Source organism: Kaistella solincola (assembly GCF_000812875.1).
Taxonomy (GTDB): domain Bacteria; phylum Bacteroidota; class Bacteroidia; order Flavobacteriales; family Weeksellaceae; genus Kaistella; species Kaistella solincola.
In genome coordinates, this window is the sequence record NZ_JSYK01000002.1 from 427,705 (window position 1) to 446,169 (window position 18,465).

Sequence of the window (18,465 nt, forward strand, 5' to 3'; positions counted from 1 at the left end):
TCCGTTTTAATGTTTTAGCTTTAATTTTTACAAATTTACTTAAAATTTGCCGCAATACTTTATGACCTTGCGCAGCTAAAGACTGAAGTTTAAATTCAAATAAAAATTTCGTCCGGGGCGCGGCAAATGGTTCCAGTCCGCGTAAGAAGTGTAATATCGGTTGAATAAATTTTCAACACCGGCTTTCGCAAATAATTTTGTTTTTCCAAAGTTGAAATTGTAGCCCGCGTTTAGATTTACAATAAAATACGCGGGCGTTTCATTTTCGCCATATTTTGCAGCAAAGTTTCTGTGTTTTGAATTTCCGAAAACGGAAACTTCGGAAGAAAATCTATTTCGCTCAAACCGCAGCGAACTCTGATAGCTGAGCGGACTCATAAACGGCAGATTTTCACCTTCGCTGTCTTTTCCACGCAGATAAACGATTTGCGAATTCCAATTTATAAGTTCCGAAAGCTGAAAATCCGCATTTAAGCTGATATTAAAAATGTCGGCATTTTCCAGAGCGGAATATTTTTTTACACCGCGCGCGCCGATCGTCATCGGAACCAGACCTTGCACAATATTTCCGACGATATAATTGGAGATTTTGAAATAAGATGACGCCAGTTTAAGTTTATAATTTTTCTGTTTTACACCTAAAAAGGCGTTAGCTTCGAGCGAAGATTCATTTCTCAAACTTGGGTTGCCAATATAATCGTATTTCTCGAAACTGTTAAAAAGATAGAAACCGTAACCTTCGGAAACAGACGGCGCGCGGTCGCCATAACCCAAGCCAAAACCGGCTTCAAAGCCATTTTTTTCGAAATTGTAATTTGCAGCTAAACTTTTTAGAAAGCGGGTTTTTTCGGCATTCATTTCGGGATAAAAAATCTGCAGGCTGCTTAATCCAAAATCGCTTTCGACTTTGTTTTGATGCAATGTCGCAGATGCCGAAATTTTTAGGTTTGAATTTTCACTGACTTTAAATTTATCTTCCAGAAAAACCGCTTGCGAAAGTGTTCTCACCTCCGGCCAGGTCAGCATAAACATCAGTCTTTCGCTTTTGTCATTTGGATACATCGTCATTTCCGCGCGTGATTTATTGTAATATCCGGTACCGTTTAACAGAAAATTGTGCTGTTTAGCAGCGAATTTTAGTTGCGAATAATAACCAACGGTGGTGCTCCAGCCCGGCATATCCATGTGAATTTGCGTCTCCGGTCTTTTTGTATCGTCCATGCGGTGGGTGACGGTATTGAAATAAATCTTTGTTTCCCAACTTTTCAGAAAATCGCTTTGCGGTAAAACCTGGAATTTCAACGAAGTAATGAGCGCTTCCGCAAGTGAAACATCCATTGGCAACGCCGGGTAACCGACATCGGTTGCTTTGTCATAAATTATTGAAGCTTCAAGCAGCTTATTTTCTGCTATTTTTGCGCCTGAAATGGCAGATATATTCATTTTTTTAAACTGCGAGTATGGAATTTCCTGGTTATTTCCGGCTTTATAATTTTCAGCATCGCGCAACATGAAATTGACATCGCTGTAAAATTTCGCGGATTTATATTTCACTCCGGTACCAAAAATTTTCTGAGAATTTACCGTTTCAAAACCGGTATTCAGGTTGAAATTCCACTGCTCTTTACCGAATACCGATTTATTTCTTTTCAGGTCAATCGCGCCGCCGATGGTGTTTCCGTGGCACGCACCGCCCTGCCCCGAACTGATTTCAGCTTCCTGCAAATTCGAAATTTCCACATAAGACGTGATTGGATCCATTTTGTCGGTACACGCACCGAAAATCCGCATTCCATCGATGGTTACCAAAGTTCTTTCTGTGGGCAAACCGTTAATCAGCGGTTCCCAGGCATACGCGCCGCGTTTTATCATATCTACTTTCGCCGATTTCTGCAAATATTCATCAATAGAACCCAAAGGTTTATTTTCTTTAGCGGAAAGTTTCGCAGTGCTAATAACAATTACTTCCTGAATGTGGTGAATATTGCCGGAATCCAGCTGCAGCTGCGCATTTATATTTAAAGAAAAAAGGGCAAAACAGGGCAAAAAAATTAAATTTTTCATAGGAAATGTCGTATAACTTTCCGCTGTAATTTTTGAAAAAAATGCTTCTAAAGCAGGAAATAAATTCCCGCATTTTAATTCAACGAAAAGATTAGTTTTGTAAAAAGTGTGTTCTAAATTTTAGAAATCAAGTTCAAAAAATAGAGAGCTCGCAGGATTAGCGTCTGTCACATCTTCACCTTTTAGCACTACTCCACTTTGATTCAGCAACTGTAAATTAATTTTCCAGTAACCGGTCATTGTTAAAGATATTTTTCCTTTGTAAAGTCCGCCGGCGGCTGATTGTGTTGCTGCGACATTGTTCGGTGAACTGTGATTTCCCATTCCCGGCATGCGCGGATCGAGTTTCACGCTGAGACCTTCTGCCACAGGATAACTCATCATGTCCTGCATTTTCCAGACACCGATTGTCACGTCATTTGTCGCCACTTTTGGTGAAATTGGCTCAACGTAAGCCACGATATATTTCACATTATCACTTCCAACAATTACATTCACTGTTTTTTTGGTTGAAGCTGGAACAGACAAATTTCCAGTTGCAGAAAAATCTGCAGTTCCAATCGAATAGTCGATTTTTAAATTCCAGAATTCCATATTATTTTCCGGCATTTGAAAAACCATATAACCGCCATAAATTGTCGCGTCTTTCAATGTATTCTGCAATTCAGATTTCGGACAAGAATGTGTCATATTCATCATGTTCATCAGCGGTGTCCATTTTACATTCGCCGGTGTTTCGTACTGATTAGTTGCTTTGTTTTTAAAGCGAAGTTTCAAATCATTATAGCCCAATTGCGTGGTTCCGGTTTTGGAATAGAGTTCAATAATATGTGTATCGTTGGTGATTTCTTTGATTTTAAGAAAGCCGTTGAGCTCGGTGTTTGTGGTTGGAATTATTTCATCGGAATCTGAAGTCCGACACGAGAGAACAAGAAAAGCCAATGCCAGAAAGGCAAAAATATTTTTAAAGGAAAAATTCATTTTGAAAGCTTTTAATATAACATTAGGGAAAGCCGTTTTCTTTAATAAAAAGAAAATAGCTGCTTATTTTATAAGCAATGAAAAAACGGATGTTGATGTTATATTTGCGGCGGATGCGGCAATATTCCCAGAATAATTTCCGGGAGAAAACCGTCGTGGTAAGAGAAGATGGAAATTATTGTCACAAAGCGCGGCTCTTTAGCAATAGAAAAATAAGCCACTTTAGCCGGTAAAATATTGAACTCAAAAGAGTATTTCACCAAACTGAAAAAATTAGCCGTTTTTTCGCCATTTTTTTTCATTTGACATTTTCCGTGGCAATCCATTTCCGGCTTGGCTTTATTGACGCAATAAATTTCATAAAAATCCCGGTTGATTTTATAGTCCAGCATAAACAAACCATCGCCGAAACTTGCGCCGAAAATAATGATTGAAAGAAGTAAGCTTATTGCCGGTTTCATGATAGAGCAAATTTAAGACTAAATGCTCTGAATTAAAAAATGACTTTCATCAGCACTCTTACTCCTAGTTTTGGTAACTGACCGAATTAACTCTGTAATATTTTTTATCTTTAACAATTGAAAAATAAAAAAAATGGCAGATAAAGCGAAATTTATAGCTGAACTTTCCGCGCGGTACACGCCGAAAGGCGAGTTTATTACCTTAGGAAAAGGCATGCTGGACGGCGAAGTAATTCCCGAAGTGAATGTGACGCTGCCACTGAAAACCATCAACCGCCACGGGCTGATTGCAGGCGCCACAGGAACCGGAAAAACCAAAACGGTACAGGTTTTCGCGGAACAACTTTCACATGCTGGAATTCCGTCGCTGGTGCTTGATATTAAAGGTGATTTTTCCGGAATTGCAGAAAGAGGGACAGAAAATGACATCATCAAAGAGCGCTACGCGAAAACCCAACTCCCGTACGAACCGCAGGCTTTTCCGGTGGAATTAATGACGATTTCCGGCGCGCCGGGCGTAAAACTTCGTGCCACGGTAACGGAGTTCGGACCGATTTTACTTTCCAAAATTTTAGAATTGAATGATACGCAACAAAGCATCATTTCCATCGTTTTTAAATATTGTGATGACAAAGGCTTGCCCCTCGTTGATTTGGATGACCTGAAAAAAGTACTGCAATATGTGACCGATAATCCGCAGGGAAAAGCTGATTTAACGAATAATTACGGCTCCATTTCTTCTGCTTCTTTGGGCGCAATTTTACGGTCTATCGTCGCGATGGAACAGCAGGGCGCCGCGGAATTTTTCGGTGAACCGAGTTTTGACATCCACGATTTGATTCAGCAAAAAAATGGCAAAGGAGTCGTGAATATTTTGAGGGTTGATAATATCCAGAGTAAACCGCAGTTATTTTCAACTTTCATGCTTTCGCTGTTCGCGGAAATTTATATGACTTTACCGGAAGAAGGCGATTCGGGAAAACCAAAACTGGTTTTATTCATCGATGAAGCGCATCTCATTTTCAAAGAAGCATCGAAAACACTTTTAAGCCAGATTGAAACTATGGTGAAATTAATCCGTTCCAAAGGAGTCGGAATTTATTTTATCACCCAAATTCCCGGCGACGTTCCGGAAAACGTACTTTCGCAGTTGGGTTTAAAAATTCAGCACGCGCTGCGCGGATTCACGGCGAAAGACCGGAAAGAAATTTCAAAAGCTGTAGAAAATTACCCGATTACCGAGTTTTATAATTCAAAAGAATTAATTCAGAATCTCGGAATTGGCGAAGCTTTTATCACGGCTTTAGACGAAAAAGGAATTCCGACGCCTTTGGTTCATACTTTTCTGATTTCGCCGGAATCAAGAATGGATATTCTTAACGCTGCAGAAATCGCGGATCTCACAAGCCGTTCGGCTTTGGTGGCGAAATACGAAAATGATTTAAATAAAGATTCCGCTTACGAAATGCTGACCAGCAGAATGGAACAGGCGGTAAAAGAAGCACCGGTCACCGTGAAAACAAAGCCGGTGAAAGAAGAGCCCGGAGTTTTTGAAAGTGTGATGAAATCCCGAGCGGGACGAACTTTTACGACGACACTCGCGCGCGAAGGCGCAAAATTTGTTTTGGGAATGTTCGGTTTAGGCGGAAGAAAAAGATAATTTAAGACAGAAAAAAAATTGTATTCAGTAATCGATATAGAAAGTAACGGCGCAGGTTTCAGGCAGGAAAGCATTATTGAAATTGCAGTTTACAAATACGATGGTCATCAAATAGTTGATCAGTTTATTTCTTTGGTAAATCCCGATGGTCCGATTACACCTTTCGTGCAGAAACTCACCAAAATTTCGCCAAAAATGGTGCTTACAGCGCCGAAATTTCATGAAATTGCGAAGCGCGTGGTAGAAATTACGCAGAACACCACGTTGGTCGGTCATAATATTGAATTTGATTACCGAATGCTCAGACAGGAATTTCGCAGATTAGGTTACGAATTCAAAATCAATACTCTAGACACCATTCCGCTCGCTAAAAAACTGATTCCAACCGCGGAAAGTTATTCGCTCGGAAAACTTGTAAAATCGCTCGGAATTCCGCTCGTTGACCAGCACCGCGCTTCGGGCGACGCGCGCGCAACTTTGGAACTTTTCAAGCTTTTGATGATTAAAGATAAAGATTCGGAAATCATTCAGCAGCATCACGACGAGCTGAACGCGAAAACTTATCCGAATAAAATCCGCGATTTAACGCAGGATTTGCCCGGCGAAAAAGGAATCCTTTATTTTCAGGATGAAAAAGGAAAAATTATTTTCAGCGATTTTGTAGATGATCTGAATAAATCTGCGAAAATAATTTTTAATGCAACTTCAAAAAAATGGCGTCCTATACAGGAAAAGACCGTGCAGGTTCATTATGAATTTACCGGAAGCGATATTCTGGCGAAACTCATGATGCGCACGAAAGGTTTAAAAAAAACCGAGGCGCTGCCGTTCGGACTTTATCATAAAAACGGCCGATATTTCGCGGATAAAATCACCAATCAACTGAGTGTTGAACCATTTTTACAGTTTAAATCTTTTACGCAAGGCAGCAAAGCCGTAAGTTTCATCAAAACAAAAGCAGAATTTTCAAATCCTGAAGAATTGAAAAATTTGCTTGAAATAGGGCTAAAAAATCCACTTTGGATTTCTGCGGGACGTGTTTTGGGTGAAAAATCATTTTTAATTTTTGAAGAAGGAAAACTTTCAGCGTATGGTTTCTTCGAACTTTTCACCCAAATCGATTCTTTAGCAAAACTTTCGAGCAACAAAATCGCTATCGATTTCAAGGTTGATGATTTTGAAAATGATTTAAAATTGGGCCTTTTACGGGGAGATTTTGAAATTATTCCGCTTCCGGAAAAATAAATTGTTCAGATTTAAATTAAAAAATATATTTTTGTCAAAAATTTAGCAAAAATAAAATGTTGATTCTTAAATCTTCCAAACAGGTTAGCGCAAAGGGAAAGAAGTTTTTCTCTAAGCAAATTTTGGTGGATTAAGAGCTCATGTTTTTTAACAATATTGTAAAGCAGACTCTTTTCGGGGTCTGCTTTTTTAATTCAAAAATTAATTTATGACTGATAAAATCTTACTGAAAATTGCGGAAGAATTCGGCACGCCGGTGTATGTTTACGATGCGGAAAGCATTAAAATGCAATACGAAAAACTCACCTCCTCTTTTCACAAAAGCACGCGATTTTTTTATGCGGCGAAAGCGCTTACAAACATTAATATTTTAAAATATATTAAAAACCTCGGCGCAAACCTGGACTGTGTTTCGATTAACGAGGTGAAATTAGGTTTAAAAGCCGGATTTTCTAATGACAAAATTCTCTTCACGCCGAACTGTGTGGATTTGAAGGAAATTGAAGAAGCCATGGCGCTGAAAGTTCACATCAACATCGATAATATTTCGATTCTGGAACAGTTTGGAAACAAGTTTGGCAATTCTTATCCGATTTTTGTCCGCATCAATCCGCATATTTACGCGGGCGGAAACCACAAAATTTCTACCGGTCATATCGACTCAAAATTCGGGATTTCCATTCACCAGCTTCGACATATAGAACGCGTGATGAAATCTACAAACCTTTTGGTGGAGGGCCTTCACATGCACACTGGAAGCGAAATTAAAGATGCGGATGTTTTTCTACAAGGCCTGGAAATAATGTTTGAACTGGCGGAACATTTTCCGGATTTAAAATACGTCGACATGGGAAGCGGTTTCAAAGTTCCGTATCAGGACGGCGACCTGGAAACCGATGTGAAAGCTTTGGGCCGAAAAGTGGAAAAAGCTTTGACAGATTATCACAAAGAAACCGGCAGAAAATTTCAGCTTTGGTTTGAACCGGGAAAATATTTGGTGAGCACCAGCGGACATTTCGTGGTGAAATCAAACGTGATTAAGCAAACTACAGCCACCGTTTTTGTGGGAATTAATTCCGGATTTAACCACCTGATCCGTCCGATGTTTTACGATTCTTACCACATCATTGAAAATCTTTCGAACCCGAAAGGCGCGGAACGAATTTATACCGTGGTCGGAAATATCTGCGAAACCGATACTTTTGCCTGGGACCGAAAATTACACGAAGTTCGCGAAGGCGATATTTTGGTTTTCCGCAACGCGGGCGCTTATGGTTTTGAAATGAGCTCGAATTTCAATTCACGTTTAAAACCGGCGGAAGTCCTTTATTTAGATGGAAAAGCTCACCTCATCCGAAAAAGAGAAGAATTTGATGATTTGCTGAAAAACCAGATTGAAGTTATTTAAAAAAATTCGGTGCAAAAACATGCTTTTTTTTTAATTTTAATTAAAGTAAAGCGCCGAAATTGAAAATAAAAACTTTGCACTTGCTGCAAAGTTTTTTATATTTAAACCCAAAGCTAATTCATAAAAATTTCCCGTTAAAAGGCGGAATTTTTTGAATTTAAATTTAAAAGCAAATACATTTTTCCTGATCACTTAAATATATCGTCAATGAAAATAAAATTTCTACTTCTTTTTTCGCTTTTCACTTTTTCAAATGCTTATTCGCAGGACATTTACGAAAGTTATCCGGAAGGTCAGCAAAGCTACATCGGAGGTGATGTGCAGTTCTATAAAGACTTCCATCAGGTTTTGGTTGATAAAAAACTGGAGCCGTGTGCAAATAAAGATGAAGCATTTTTCTTTCGCTTCGTGGTTTATCCGGACAGCACGGTGAAATATTTAAAAACCGATGATGTGGAAATGCAGGAGAAAAACAAATGTACTTTTGAATTAACGAAAACGGTGGCAAAACACCTGACCGGCTGGAATCCGCCTGTGGTTGACGGGAAAAAAGTGGGCGCAATATATGGTTTTTGGATTGTGCCGTCTCAGCTTTTTCAAAATTTACGGCCCGGCTATGATCCATTTTTTGATACGCAAGACGCAAGCTACCAGGGCGGTATCAATAATTTCAGAAAAAAAGTTTTCCAAAGTGTTGATTTAAATGGTTTTAATATTGAGAGAACGTTCAGACTCGTGGTGACTTTCAACATAGAAAGCGATGGAAAAATGAGCAATGTGGAATTGGCTGAATCGTCCGGTCTGAAAACTTTTGATGATATGGTAATTAAAAGCATTTCAACCATCAGAAGCAAATGGACACCTGCAAATATCAACGGTGTTCCCATCAGATCGAAATTCAAATTGCCTTTAGCCTTCGCAATACAATAAATTCGCTGCCATTCTGTCATAGAAATTCTTATCTTTGCACTTACATTTTGAATTTTAAATCCAAAATTCAAAACCAAAAATTTATACAAAAGTGCAGGAAAAATATATAGACGAAACCAAGCAGGGCGAAGCTTTCGCAATTGCGGAAAAACCTCAGAATACTAAAAAATTATTCTTAGAAAGCTACGGCTGTCAGATGAATTTCTCTGATTCAGAAATTGTTGCTTCCATTCTGAATGAGCAAGGTTATAACACCACTTTACAGGTGGAAGAAGCCGATTTAATCTTATTAAATACCTGTTCCATCCGCGAAAAAGCGGAACAAACCGTCCGCATGCGCCTTTCCCAGTTTAAAAACCTGAAAAAAGAAAAACCGAATTTAACTGTCGGAGTTTTAGGCTGCATGGCAGAACGTTTAAAAACCAAGTTTCTGGAAGAAGAACATCTGGTTGATTTGGTGGTCGGTCCCGATGCGTACAGAGATCTTCCAAATTTGTTGAAAGAAACCGAAGGCGGCCGCGATGCCATCAACGTGATTTTGTCCAAAGAAGAAACGTATGCCGACATCAGTCCGGTGCGTTTGGGCGGGAATGGCGTTACGGCTTTTGTTACCATTACGCGGGGTTGCGACAATATGTGTACGTTCTGCGTAGTTCCATTTACGCGTGGCCGTGAGCGCAGCCGCGATCCGCACTCGATTATCGAAGAATGTAAAGAACTTTGGAACAGTGGTTACAAAGAAGTTACGCTGCTCGGCCAAAACGTAGATTCTTATCTTTGGTTTGGTGGCGGCGCGAAAAAAGATTTTAAAAAAGCCAGCGAAATTCAGCAGTTAACCGCGATTAATTTTGCGCAGCTTATGGAAATGGTTGCCCTGGCAGTTCCAAAAATGCGAATCCGTTTTTCAACTTCCAACCCGCATGATATGAGCACCGATGTTTTCCAGGTTATGGCGAAATACGACAATATCTGCAAATATGTTCATCTTCCGGTTCAAAGCGGCAGCGACAGAATGCTCGAAAAAATGAACCGTCAGCATACGCGTGCGGAATATCTGTCATTGATAAATACCGCAAAAGAACTCATTCCGGAAATGTCTTTTTCTCAGGATATGATCATCGGATTCTGTGGTGAAACTGAGGAAGATCACCAGCTGACTTTAAGCCTGATGCGTGAAGTGGAGTACGATTACGGCTATATGTTCGCTTATTCTGAAAGACCGGGAACGCCGGCGGAAAAGAAAATGGAAGATGATGTTCCCGCCGATGTTAAGCAAAGAAGACTCGCGGAAGTTATTGCCTTGCAGGGCGAACTTTCCCGAAAAAGAATGCAGGGTTACGTGGGTAGAACCCACGAAGTTTTGATTGAAGGAACTTCCCGAAAAAATGAAAACCAATGGAAAGGCCGAAATTCGCAAAACGCTGTTTGCGTATTTGACAAACTGGAAGGTCAGAAATTAGGAGACTTTGTGACCGTTTTTGTTCACGGCAATACGCAGGGAACACTTTTGGGGACAACGGTTGTGGAATAATTTGAGCAGCTTTTTGACTTCGTCGAACGCTAAATTTTAATTTTTTTTAGAAAGCGTTTCCGCCTTCCACTCCTTCCGATGCTTTGGCATCCGTTCAAGTCGGACTGCAGTATTTGAATATTTAAAAATTTGCTGTTAAAGCAGCATGTTTTTTATTTTTTAGCCGCTTTTTCGGCATATTTTCTTAAAATAGAACACAAGCAAAAAATGACAGAATTACAATCTATAAAAACGCGTTTCGGAATTATCGGAAATTATCCGGTTTTGAACCGTGCGCTGCAAAAAGCCATTCAGGTTGCGCCTACTGACATTTCTGTTTTGGTGATGGGTGAAAGTGGTGTTGGGAAAGAATTTATCCCGAAAATCATTCACGGCGAATCGCGCAGAAAACATCAGCCATATATCGTTGTAAACTGTGGCGCAATACCGGAAGGCACCATTGATTCTGAACTTTTCGGCCACGAAAAAGGCGCTTTTACCGGCGCAACTTCCACCAGAAAAGGATATTTCGAAGTCGCAGACGGCGGTACAATTTTCCTCGATGAAGTTGGTGAGTTGCCAGTTCAGACGCAGGTTCGTTTACTTCGTGTTTTAGAAAGCGGTGAATTTATGAAAGTGGGTTCGTCTCAAATTCAGAAAACCAATGTCAGAATTGTTGCTGCAACGAACGTAAATATGCTGAAAGCCATCAATGACGGAAGATTTCGTGAAGATTTATATTACCGTTTGAATACCGTGCAAATTGATATGCCGGCTTTGCGCGAAAGAAAAGGCGACATTCACCTGCTTTTCCGAAAATTCGCCATCGATTTTGCTGAAAAATACAGGATGCCCGAATTAGAGCTTACCGACAGCGCGGTAAATTATTTGGAAAATTATGCCTTTCCCGGAAATGTGCGTCAGCTGCGGAATTTGGTGGAACAAATGACCGTGGTAGAAAAAGAACGTACGGTTGATGCTAAAAAACTGGAAGAATATATTCCGTTCCAGTCGCAACTTCCGGCGGTTATTCAAAAAGGTGGTGGCGTTTCACCAAATGAATTTCATTCGGAGCGTGAAATTATGTACAAAATCCTTTTTGACATGCGGAACGATCTGAATGATTTAAAATCATTAACTTCAGAACTCATCAAAAACCGTGGAAACGGCGATTTAAGTCATCAGGAAAAAAACCTCATCAACCGCGTTTTCACGCCGGATAATTCTTCACAAAATCCGAATTCACTGCTGTATTTTGAAAATAAAAACGCGAATTCTTACCAAAATTCCTCGATGATGTCAGATTCCGACGAAAATTATGATGATGTGGAAGACATCGAAATCGAAGAAACTAAAGCAGATTCGCTTTCACTTCAAAACAACGAAAGAGAACTGATTGTGCGAGCTTTAGACAAACATAAAGGAAGACGAAATAAAGCGGCCGATGAACTGGGAATTTCGCAGCGTACGCTCTATCGGAAAATTAAACAATACAATTTAGAAGACTGATGAATAACTTTCAAATCGAAAAAATTACTTCAAACAGTGGCCTAAAATTGTTCTGTTTTCTGTCACTTTTTTTGTTGGCGAGCTGTTACAGTTTCACCGGCTCCTCTTTAAGCGCAGACACGAAAACCATCGATATTCGTACATTTCCCAATAATGCGCCGCTGATGAACGCCTCGCTATCGCAGGAATTTTCCACCGCGATACAAAATCGGTTTTTGCAGCGAACGACTTTAAAAGGAACGACGGACAGACCGGACATTTTAATTGAAGGTGAAATTACCGATTATTCCATCACGCCAACCACCATTTCAAGCTCCATAAATGCACCGGGCGGAAACATTCAGGCGGCGCAAAACAAGCTGACAATCGTGGTAAAAGTGCATTATGAAAACAAAATCGAGCCTGAAAAAAGTTTTGACAGAACTTATTCCGACGAAGCGGTTTTCAGCAGCGACCTGGACATCAACGCGATCGAAGCATCGCAGGTAAAATTGGTGAATGAAAGAATCATCAATAAAATTTTTAATGACATTGTAGCGAACTGGTAAGATGAACGGACGAATATTACAAATAGCGAGAAACCCTGAATTAATACAGCTTACCGACCTGGATTTGCTGAAGAAAGAAATTTCAACGCATCCATATTTGCAGAGTTTGCGGGCTTTACATTTGCTCGGCACGCATCGGTTGGATGCAGAAAATTACGACAATGAACTTTCGATAACCGCCGCTTACACCACCGATAAAAAAATTCTGTACCAACTCATCAATTCAAAAAAAGAAGAAAAAGCAGAAAGTTTAGATTCTGAATTTAATTCAGTGGAAGAAAAGGAAATTTCAGTAGAAAAGCCGCACGAAAAATATACCGCAGTTGCTTCGAAAGAAGTCGAACCGCTGGCGAAAGTTTATGTGAACGGTGAACTGAACCGCATTTTATTTCCAGGTGAAGAAGATTTCCTGACGCGTGAAAATCCGCACATTGATTTGGAAGCAACTTTGGAAGCGGGAAAAGTTGTAATGTTTGAAGAGGAAGAAACTTCTAAGCCGGTTTCAAATCTCGAAAACGAAGTTCCGGTTGAAGAAATTAAAACCGAAAAAATACCCGAAATAAAGGCCGAAAAATTCGAATCTTTGGATTTAACTTCAAATTTAGAAATAGAAACCATTTCAGAAATTCCGGAAAAAACAGGCGAAAAGCAGGATATTTTTGAAAATGATTCGGAGCCGGAATTTAAAAGTTTGGATGCTGAAAATTTCAGCAAAGAAAAAATCATTCACGAGGAAGAAATTTCAGCGCAGAAAGAAGAAATTAAAGATGCTGAAAAACTCAGTTTTCATGGTTTGGATGAATTTTTACCGGAAGTGAAAATTGAAGCGCCGAAGCCGGAAAAGTTAATAACTGAACCGCCGAAACCCGCTCTGAATAAGCATGAGGAAGAAATGCAAAAACTTATTGCAGAAGTTGAGGCGAAAATGAAAGCTTCCAAAAAAAGGAAAACGGAAGAATCAGAGGAAATTTCTCAAAACTCGGATTTAAACTTTTCCGAAACGCAAGCTTTCGAAGTTTCAGCGGAAAAAACTTCTGATGAAGAAAATGAAAATTCCGAAAAAAATACGGATTTAACACCGAAAAATTCCACAGCGGAAGACGAAAAGCAGATTGCTGAGGTAAACTTTTCGGAAGCACAGTCCTTCGAAGTTTCAGCGGGAAAAAGTTCAGAAGATGAATTAATAAATTCAGAAAAAAACATCGATACAGCACCGAAAAAATCTCCCTCGGGAACAGCAGAGGAAATGCCGGAAACACCTTCAGTTTGGAAACCAATGTCGTTTTCCAGCAACACGCCGGATGCTTTAATTAAAAAAAGATTTGCACAAAATACTGAGTTTGCTGAATCAAAACCAGAAATCCAGACAGAAACCGTTCAAGCTGAACTTGAAGAAAACATCGAAACAGAAGCGAAAAAACCTGAAGCTGAAGTTGAAACTGAGGAACCTAAAGCGGAAATAGAAACTGAAAAAACCGCTGAAAAACCGGTAGAAAGTAACGTGCCGAGTTTTATCAATACCTGGCAAAGATGGCTGAAAATCGACCGAAGCGAAGCGCAACCAAAAGCTGATGAAATTTCAATCACTGAAATCAAAAATAAAGTCATTGAAAATTTCATCGAAAAAGAGCCGAAAATTTCGAAGCTGAAAGAAGAATCTGATTTTGTCATCAAAGAACGCACGGACGACATTTCGCATCTGATGACCGAAACGCTGGCAAACCTTTATGTAGAACAGAAACTGTACGCGAAAGCGATTAAAGCTTATTTTGTTCTCACCGAAAAATATCCGGATAAAACGGCTTATTTTGAGGAAAAAATTAAGGAGATTAAAACTTTGAGACAAAAGTAAAAACGAAAAAAAACCTGCTTTTTGCAGGTTTTTTTTATTCCAGATGCTTGCGGTCAATCGCTTCAACATCAATAGTTGTTGCAGGTTGCTGCCGCCTAAAACCCTGAAGTTTTCGCCAAAGTTTTCTTCCTAAAATAATCACTGTAATAATCAGCAAAATGGTGATGATAAAGGCGATAATGGGTGCTGCCATTGCAAGAAAAGACATGACACCGGCGCCTGCGGTTTCCGTAGTTGCAACGACAGAATTTCCAAAGCCGCCCGTAGTTGCTGTTGATGCCGCGCGCGTTCCGGCAAAACCTGAACTTATCGCGGCCGCCGTTCCGCCACCCGCGATAAGCGCCAGAGCCCATTGCGGAAACGTGCCGACATCAGCAAACTGACTTGCAAACATAATGGAACCCGCGATGGTGGCCATCGGCACCGACATCGTATCTAAAATGTGGTCCACAAACGGAATGTAATACGCTAAAATTTCTACGACAGTGGCAATTGCGGTGGTAATTAAAACCGGCAGACCGCCGAGCCACGCAAAATTCTCGTTAACCGGAATCCAGCCCATAAAGGAAGCTAAACTTACGGCGAACATCGGCAAAAAGACGCGGAAACCTGTGGCAGCCGCTAAGCCTATTCCCATAAAAGCGCTGAGAACATACGGTAAATACGGAATATTATCTAACATTTGGGTGATTTTTGAAATTACTGAAACTCAAATTTACAAAAATCGGCTGGTGAAAACGCTGATTATTTTGCGCTGCTGCACAACTTCAAAAAGTTGTTTTCGAGCGTTTTGAAATCCTCAGGTTTTTTAGGTGAAATCCAGAAAATCATAGAAATGGAATTTTTGCCAAATTTCGCTATAAATTCTTCTTTGTTTAAGCGGTAAGCTTCGCGCAACAATCTTTTAACACGATTACGGTCCACGGCTTTTTTGAAATATCTTTTAGAAACTGAAACACCGACTTTCTGCGTGGTATAAGCAAAACCTTCTTGTGGTCTTTGGTCAAAATTCAGGGTTATAATGCGTAAATTTTCTGAAGTTGTCCACTTCCCTTTTTGAAAAAGTAGATCAATTTCTTTTTTCTGTTTTAATTTTTCGGCTTTCGGATAGCTAAATTCACTCATCTTTTTTAATCAGATATTTAATGACTTCAGCTGCGGCGTAAAGCCCGAAAAGTGCTGGAATATAAGAAATGGTTCCGTAAAATGAACGTTTGTAATTGGTGCCGTCCGTTAATTTCAAGCTGTTTTCATCCTGAATTTCGGTTGAGAAAACGCAGCGCACGCCTTTGTCTATATTTTCTTTTTTCAGGCGTTTCCGAACTTGCTTTGCCAAAAAGCAACTTTGCGTTTTGTGAATGTCGCGAACCAAAACTTTCGAAGGATCTAATTTTCCGCCTGCGCCCATACAGCTTACGATCTTTACTTTTTTGCGCCGCGCACTTTTAATTAAATTGATTTTCGGTGAAACGCTGTCGATGCAATCCAAAACATAATCGAAATCCTGATCATTGAAAATATTTTCCATGTCTTCGGGATTCAGGAACTGGTTTTTTCTGGTAAGTTTCAGTTCCGGATTGATGTCCAAAAGCCGGTCCCCTACCAATTCAACCTTAGATTTTCCCACCGTGGACTGCAAAGCCGGAAGTTGGCGGTTGATATTGGTAAGATCCACCACGTCGCCGTCAACAATCGTCATTTTTCCGACACCTGCGCGCGCTAAAAATTCTGCCGCAAAGGAACCGACACCTCCCAAACCAACAACCAAACAGTTGGCATTTTTCAGCTTCGTTATGCCGTCTTCGGTAATCAAGAGCTCGGTGCGCTCCAGCCAGTCTTTTTTCATAAAATGTCGGGAATATTAAAAATTTTTAGATTTTGATAAATCTGATTTTTTAGGTCTTGTAAGAGCAAATTTTTCAGTTTAGCAACTTTTAAATAAAGCATTTCGAGATTAAAATCAGCTGAATCTGTTTCAAGAAAAGTTTTTTCCAGTGGAAAATCTTCTACAAACTGCTGCAAATTTACATCATGCAAAACCGATTTACCAAAACTTAAATAAAATTCCTGTTTCAAAAGCTCTTCGCCAATGCTTTTTTTCCTGTTATATCCGTGAAAAATTACGGGGACTTCGGCATTTTTCAGCAGCGAAACCACTTGCGAATATCTACGGACGCAATGTATAATTAATGGTTTGCGGATTTTATTAGCGAGGTTAATTTGAAATTTAAATATTTTTTCCTGGTTTTCACGTGGAATATTTATTAAACCGTCTAAACCACATTCACCGATTGCGACGCAGTTTTTGTGCTGCGCTATTTCTTCTAACCAAAGCAGATTTTCTTCTGAAATATTTTCGCTTTTGTTTGGATGAATTCCGGCCGAAAAATAATTTTCAGTGGTAGTTTCGAGAAAATTCAGGTTATAAATGCCGTTTTTTTTCTCCGGCTGATGGTGGTGAAAATCAAAAAATTCCATGTTTAAAAGTATAAATTTAGCTTAATTGTATTAAACGGTTGTTTTAAAATTCCCTAACTTTACTCGAAACTACACCTGATGAAAAAAAAATTTACTGATAAACAGATTCATATTCTTAATGTTGCGGAAAAACTCATCGCAAAAAAAGGATTTGAAGGAACCTCCGTTCGGGATATTTCCACGAGCGCGAACATTAATGTCGCGATGATTTCGTATTATTTTGGTTCGAAGGAAAAGATGATGTCTTATCTGTATCGCTTCCGCGTTCAGAAAACCCGGGAAAGCTTTGCAGAATTTGCAGAAATCATCCGTGATGGAAAACCGGAAATGCAGATGAAAGAGCTTATAAAATATGTGGTAAATCAGCTATTTAAATTTAATTATTTTCATGGTTTCGTCACTCAGGAACTGCGTCATACCGAGCATTTGAAAGACGATTTACTGGAATTTTACAACACTTTTACGGCAAAAATTGATGGTGTCATAAAAAAAGGTGTTGCAAGCGGCGTATTTCATAATGCACCAAAACCGGAAGATATTTTAACCTTAATTGTCGGTTCATCGCTGTTCGTCATCCGCAATAAAAATTTCTACGAAATGTATGTTACCGGCGACGAAGAAAATTACCTGGAAGATGCCGAAAAAAAAGTGCTGGCAAACTTGCTGGTAACGGTGTTTTCGCTTTTGGGCTATCAAACAACCAATTAATTAGTTAAATTATCATAAAAAAAAATCTATTGACAAAAAAGTTATATTTTTGCACACTGAACCGCGGAAATTAGAACTTATAATTTCTGCCATATTTTATTTATGAAAAAATACCTGATCCTGTTTCTTGCCTTTATCGCCTTAGCTGCCTGTAACAAACAGCAGGAACTGGCGCTGAAAAGTGCAGATAAAGATTATATTCTAAAAGTAGCGAACGAAAACTTTGCCAACAAAAAGTGGGCAGACGCGCTTGTTTTATACGAAAGACTTTCGAATCTGGTTGCGGGTACAGACGACGCGCCGAATGTGGTTTATAATTCTGCTTACGCCAATTATTACGATAAAAATTACAAATTGGCCGGTCACCAGTTCAAGAATTTTGCTGTTACTTTCCCGCAGGATCCACGAGTAGAAGACGCTGCATATATGTCTGCGCTTTGCTATTATGAAGGAAGTCTGGATTATAATCTGGATCAAAGTAACACTGAACTCGCGATTAATGAAATGCAAAATTTCCTGAACAATTATCCGAATTCTGAAAAATCTAAAAACATCAACGAACTTATTGATGAGCTGACGTATAAATTGGAATTTAAAGCCTACGAAAACGCCAGACAATATTTTAAAATGGCGGATTATAAAGCATCAAGCACAGCTTTTGAAAATGTTTTAAATGATTTTCCAAGTACAAAGCTTCGCACAAAAATCTACGATTATATTTTGAAATCGAAATATGAACTGGCTGTAAATTCTATCTACGACTTGAAAAAAGACCGGCTGGAAGAAGCCAGCACTTTTGCAAAACAGGTAGAACGCGAAATGCCGGACAGCGAACTGTCTAAAACTGCAGCTGACCTTCGCGCTAAACTTCAGAAAGAAAAAGAAAATTTTGCTGAAGTGGAGAAAAAAGTAGAAGCCAGAAAAATAGAACTCGCTGAGAAACAAAAAGAAGCCGAAGCTCAGCAAAACGCGGAAAAAGACCGCCGCGACGCCGAAAAAAAAGCGCGTGAAATGAAAAAAGATAGCGCAAGTGCTGCTAATGCCGTAGCCGCGCCATCTTTTTAAATTCAAAGATAATACGTATATTTGCAAACTCTAAATATAACAACCA

Annotated in this window: 17 protein-coding genes; 10 read left to right on the plus strand and 7 right to left on the minus strand. The window is 39.5% G+C overall.

Annotated elements, in window-relative coordinates; translation table 11 throughout:
* Nucleotides 1–75 precede the first annotated feature (75 nt).
* The 3 genes from OA84_RS03010 to OA84_RS11130 form a co-directional block, all read right to left on the minus strand.
* Entirely contained in the window at nucleotides 76–2,064 is a 1,989-nt protein-coding gene (locus OA84_RS03010) for a TonB-dependent receptor plug domain-containing protein (RefSeq protein WP_039342094.1), read from the minus strand.
* A 120-nt stretch (nucleotides 2,065–2,184) separates the two neighbouring features.
* Nucleotides 2,185–3,045, minus strand: coding sequence for a FixH family protein (locus OA84_RS03015; RefSeq protein WP_052252079.1), 861 nt, complete (start codon nucleotides 3,043–3,045; stop codon nucleotides 2,185–2,187).
* A gap of 98 nt (nucleotides 3,046–3,143) precedes the next feature.
* Nucleotides 3,144–3,506, minus strand: a complete 363-nt coding sequence (locus tag OA84_RS11130) for a hypothetical protein (RefSeq protein ID WP_052252080.1) — start codon at nucleotides 3,504–3,506, stop codon at nucleotides 3,144–3,146.
* 133 nt (nucleotides 3,507–3,639) lie between these two features.
* Here OA84_RS11130 and OA84_RS03025 point away from each other — a divergent pair, with 133 nt between their 5' ends.
* The 8 genes from OA84_RS03025 to OA84_RS03060 all read left to right on the plus strand — a co-directional run bounded on the left by OA84_RS03025 (nucleotide 3,640) and on the right by OA84_RS03060 (nucleotide 14,168).
* Nucleotides 3,640–5,166, plus strand: coding sequence for a helicase HerA-like domain-containing protein (locus tag OA84_RS03025; RefSeq protein WP_039342096.1), 1,527 nt, complete (start codon nucleotides 3,640–3,642; stop codon nucleotides 5,164–5,166).
* A gap of 18 nt (nucleotides 5,167–5,184) precedes the next feature.
* Nucleotides 5,185–6,411, plus strand: a complete 1,227-nt coding sequence (locus OA84_RS03030; RefSeq protein WP_039342099.1) for a 3'-5' exonuclease — start codon at nucleotides 5,185–5,187, stop codon at nucleotides 6,409–6,411.
* A gap of 208 nt (nucleotides 6,412–6,619) precedes the next feature.
* Nucleotides 6,620–7,819, plus strand: a complete 1,200-nt coding sequence (lysA, locus tag OA84_RS03035) for a diaminopimelate decarboxylase (protein WP_039342101.1) — start codon at nucleotides 6,620–6,622, stop codon at nucleotides 7,817–7,819.
* A gap of 207 nt (nucleotides 7,820–8,026) precedes the next feature.
* Nucleotides 8,027–8,749, plus strand: a complete 723-nt coding sequence (locus tag OA84_RS03040; protein WP_039342103.1) for an energy transducer TonB — start codon at nucleotides 8,027–8,029, stop codon at nucleotides 8,747–8,749.
* A gap of 91 nt (nucleotides 8,750–8,840) precedes the next feature.
* On the plus strand, nucleotides 8,841–10,280 hold the full coding sequence (gene miaB, locus OA84_RS03045) for a tRNA (N6-isopentenyl adenosine(37)-C2)-methylthiotransferase MiaB (protein ID WP_039342105.1): 1,440 nt from the start codon (nucleotides 8,841–8,843) through the stop codon (nucleotides 10,278–10,280).
* Nucleotides 10,281–10,487: 207 nt separating this feature from the next.
* Nucleotides 10,488–11,768 carry a sigma-54 interaction domain-containing protein gene (locus tag OA84_RS03050; protein WP_039342724.1) on the plus strand — a complete coding sequence of 427 codons (1,281 nt, stop codon included), beginning with the start codon at nucleotides 10,488–10,490 and terminating at the stop codon, nucleotides 11,766–11,768.
* Nucleotides 11,768–12,316, plus strand: a complete 549-nt coding sequence (locus OA84_RS03055; protein WP_052252081.1) for an LptE family protein — start codon at nucleotides 11,768–11,770, stop codon at nucleotides 12,314–12,316. The genes OA84_RS03050 and OA84_RS03055 overlap by 1 nt, the downstream gene beginning before the upstream one ends.
* A 1-nt stretch (nucleotide 12,317) precedes the next feature.
* Complete coding sequence (locus OA84_RS03060; RefSeq protein ID WP_039342107.1) at nucleotides 12,318–14,168, plus strand: putative sodium/potassium/calcium exchanger; 1,851 nt, start codon at nucleotides 12,318–12,320, stop codon at nucleotides 14,166–14,168.
* A gap of 34 nt (nucleotides 14,169–14,202) precedes the next feature.
* On the opposite strand, the gene OA84_RS03065 is transcribed toward OA84_RS03060, so the two are convergent.
* The 4 genes from OA84_RS03065 to OA84_RS03080 all read right to left on the minus strand — a co-directional run bounded on the left by OA84_RS03065 (nucleotide 14,203) and on the right by OA84_RS03080 (nucleotide 16,646).
* Nucleotides 14,203–14,850 (minus strand): DUF4126 domain-containing protein, encoded by a 648-nt coding sequence (locus OA84_RS03065; protein WP_039342110.1) that lies wholly within the window; start codon nucleotides 14,848–14,850, stop codon nucleotides 14,203–14,205.
* Between the two features lie 62 nt (nucleotides 14,851–14,912).
* Nucleotides 14,913–15,293 carry a ribonuclease P protein component gene (gene rnpA / locus OA84_RS03070; RefSeq protein ID WP_039342113.1) on the minus strand — a complete coding sequence of 127 codons (381 nt, stop codon included), beginning with the start codon at nucleotides 15,291–15,293 and terminating at the stop codon, nucleotides 14,913–14,915.
* Nucleotides 15,286–16,014: a tRNA threonylcarbamoyladenosine dehydratase gene (locus OA84_RS03075; protein WP_039342116.1), complete on the minus strand. Its 729-nt coding sequence runs from the start codon at nucleotides 16,012–16,014 to the stop codon at nucleotides 15,286–15,288. The genes rnpA and OA84_RS03075 overlap by 8 nt, the downstream gene beginning before the upstream one ends.
* Complete coding sequence (locus tag OA84_RS03080; RefSeq protein ID WP_039342119.1) at nucleotides 16,011–16,646, minus strand: TatD family hydrolase; 636 nt, start codon at nucleotides 16,644–16,646, stop codon at nucleotides 16,011–16,013. The genes OA84_RS03075 and OA84_RS03080 overlap by 4 nt, the downstream gene beginning before the upstream one ends.
* A gap of 78 nt (nucleotides 16,647–16,724) precedes the next feature.
* Here OA84_RS03080 and OA84_RS03085 point away from each other — a divergent pair, with 78 nt between their 5' ends.
* Nucleotides 16,725–17,354, plus strand: a complete 630-nt coding sequence (locus OA84_RS03085; RefSeq protein WP_039342122.1) for a TetR/AcrR family transcriptional regulator — start codon at nucleotides 16,725–16,727, stop codon at nucleotides 17,352–17,354.
* A 102-nt stretch (nucleotides 17,355–17,456) separates the two neighbouring features.
* Complete coding sequence (gene bamD / locus OA84_RS03090; RefSeq protein ID WP_039342124.1) at nucleotides 17,457–18,419, plus strand: outer membrane protein assembly factor BamD; 963 nt, start codon at nucleotides 17,457–17,459, stop codon at nucleotides 18,417–18,419.
* Nucleotides 18,420–18,465 lie beyond the last annotated feature (46 nt).

Excerpts from the sequence above, each read along its gene's own strand:
- OA84_RS03010 (WP_039342094.1), bottom strand. The coding sequence starts at position 2,064 with ATGAAAAATTTAATTTTTTTGCCCTGTTTTGCCCTTTTTTCTTTAAAT.
- OA84_RS03015 (WP_052252079.1), bottom strand. The coding sequence starts at position 3,045 with ATGAATTTTTCCTTTAAAAATATTTTTGCCTTTCTGGCATTGGCTTTT.
- OA84_RS11130 (WP_052252080.1), bottom strand. The coding sequence starts at position 3,506 with ATGAAACCGGCAATAAGCTTACTTCTTTCAATCATTATTTTCGGCGCA.
- OA84_RS03025 (WP_039342096.1), top strand. The coding sequence starts at position 3,640 with ATGGCAGATAAAGCGAAATTTATAGCTGAACTTTCCGCGCGGTACACG.
- lysA (WP_039342101.1), top strand. The coding sequence starts at position 6,620 with ATGACTGATAAAATCTTACTGAAAATTGCGGAAGAATTCGGCACGCCG.
- OA84_RS03040 (WP_039342103.1), top strand. The coding sequence starts at position 8,027 with ATGAAAATAAAATTTCTACTTCTTTTTTCGCTTTTCACTTTTTCAAAT.
- OA84_RS03050 (WP_039342724.1), top strand. The coding sequence starts at position 10,488 with ATGACAGAATTACAATCTATAAAAACGCGTTTCGGAATTATCGGAAAT.
- OA84_RS03055 (WP_052252081.1), top strand. The coding sequence starts at position 11,768 with ATGAATAACTTTCAAATCGAAAAAATTACTTCAAACAGTGGCCTAAAA.
- OA84_RS03060 (WP_039342107.1), top strand. The coding sequence starts at position 12,318 with ATGAACGGACGAATATTACAAATAGCGAGAAACCCTGAATTAATACAG.
- OA84_RS03065 (WP_039342110.1), bottom strand. The coding sequence starts at position 14,850 with ATGTTAGATAATATTCCGTATTTACCGTATGTTCTCAGCGCTTTTATG.
- rnpA (WP_039342113.1), bottom strand. The coding sequence starts at position 15,293 with ATGAGTGAATTTAGCTATCCGAAAGCCGAAAAATTAAAACAGAAAAAA.
- OA84_RS03075 (WP_039342116.1), bottom strand. The coding sequence starts at position 16,014 with ATGAAAAAAGACTGGCTGGAGCGCACCGAGCTCTTGATTACCGAAGAC.
- OA84_RS03080 (WP_039342119.1), bottom strand. The coding sequence starts at position 16,646 with ATGGAATTTTTTGATTTTCACCACCATCAGCCGGAGAAAAAAAACGGC.
- OA84_RS03085 (WP_039342122.1), top strand. The coding sequence starts at position 16,725 with ATGAAAAAAAAATTTACTGATAAACAGATTCATATTCTTAATGTTGCG.
- bamD (WP_039342124.1), top strand. The coding sequence starts at position 17,457 with ATGAAAAAATACCTGATCCTGTTTCTTGCCTTTATCGCCTTAGCTGCC.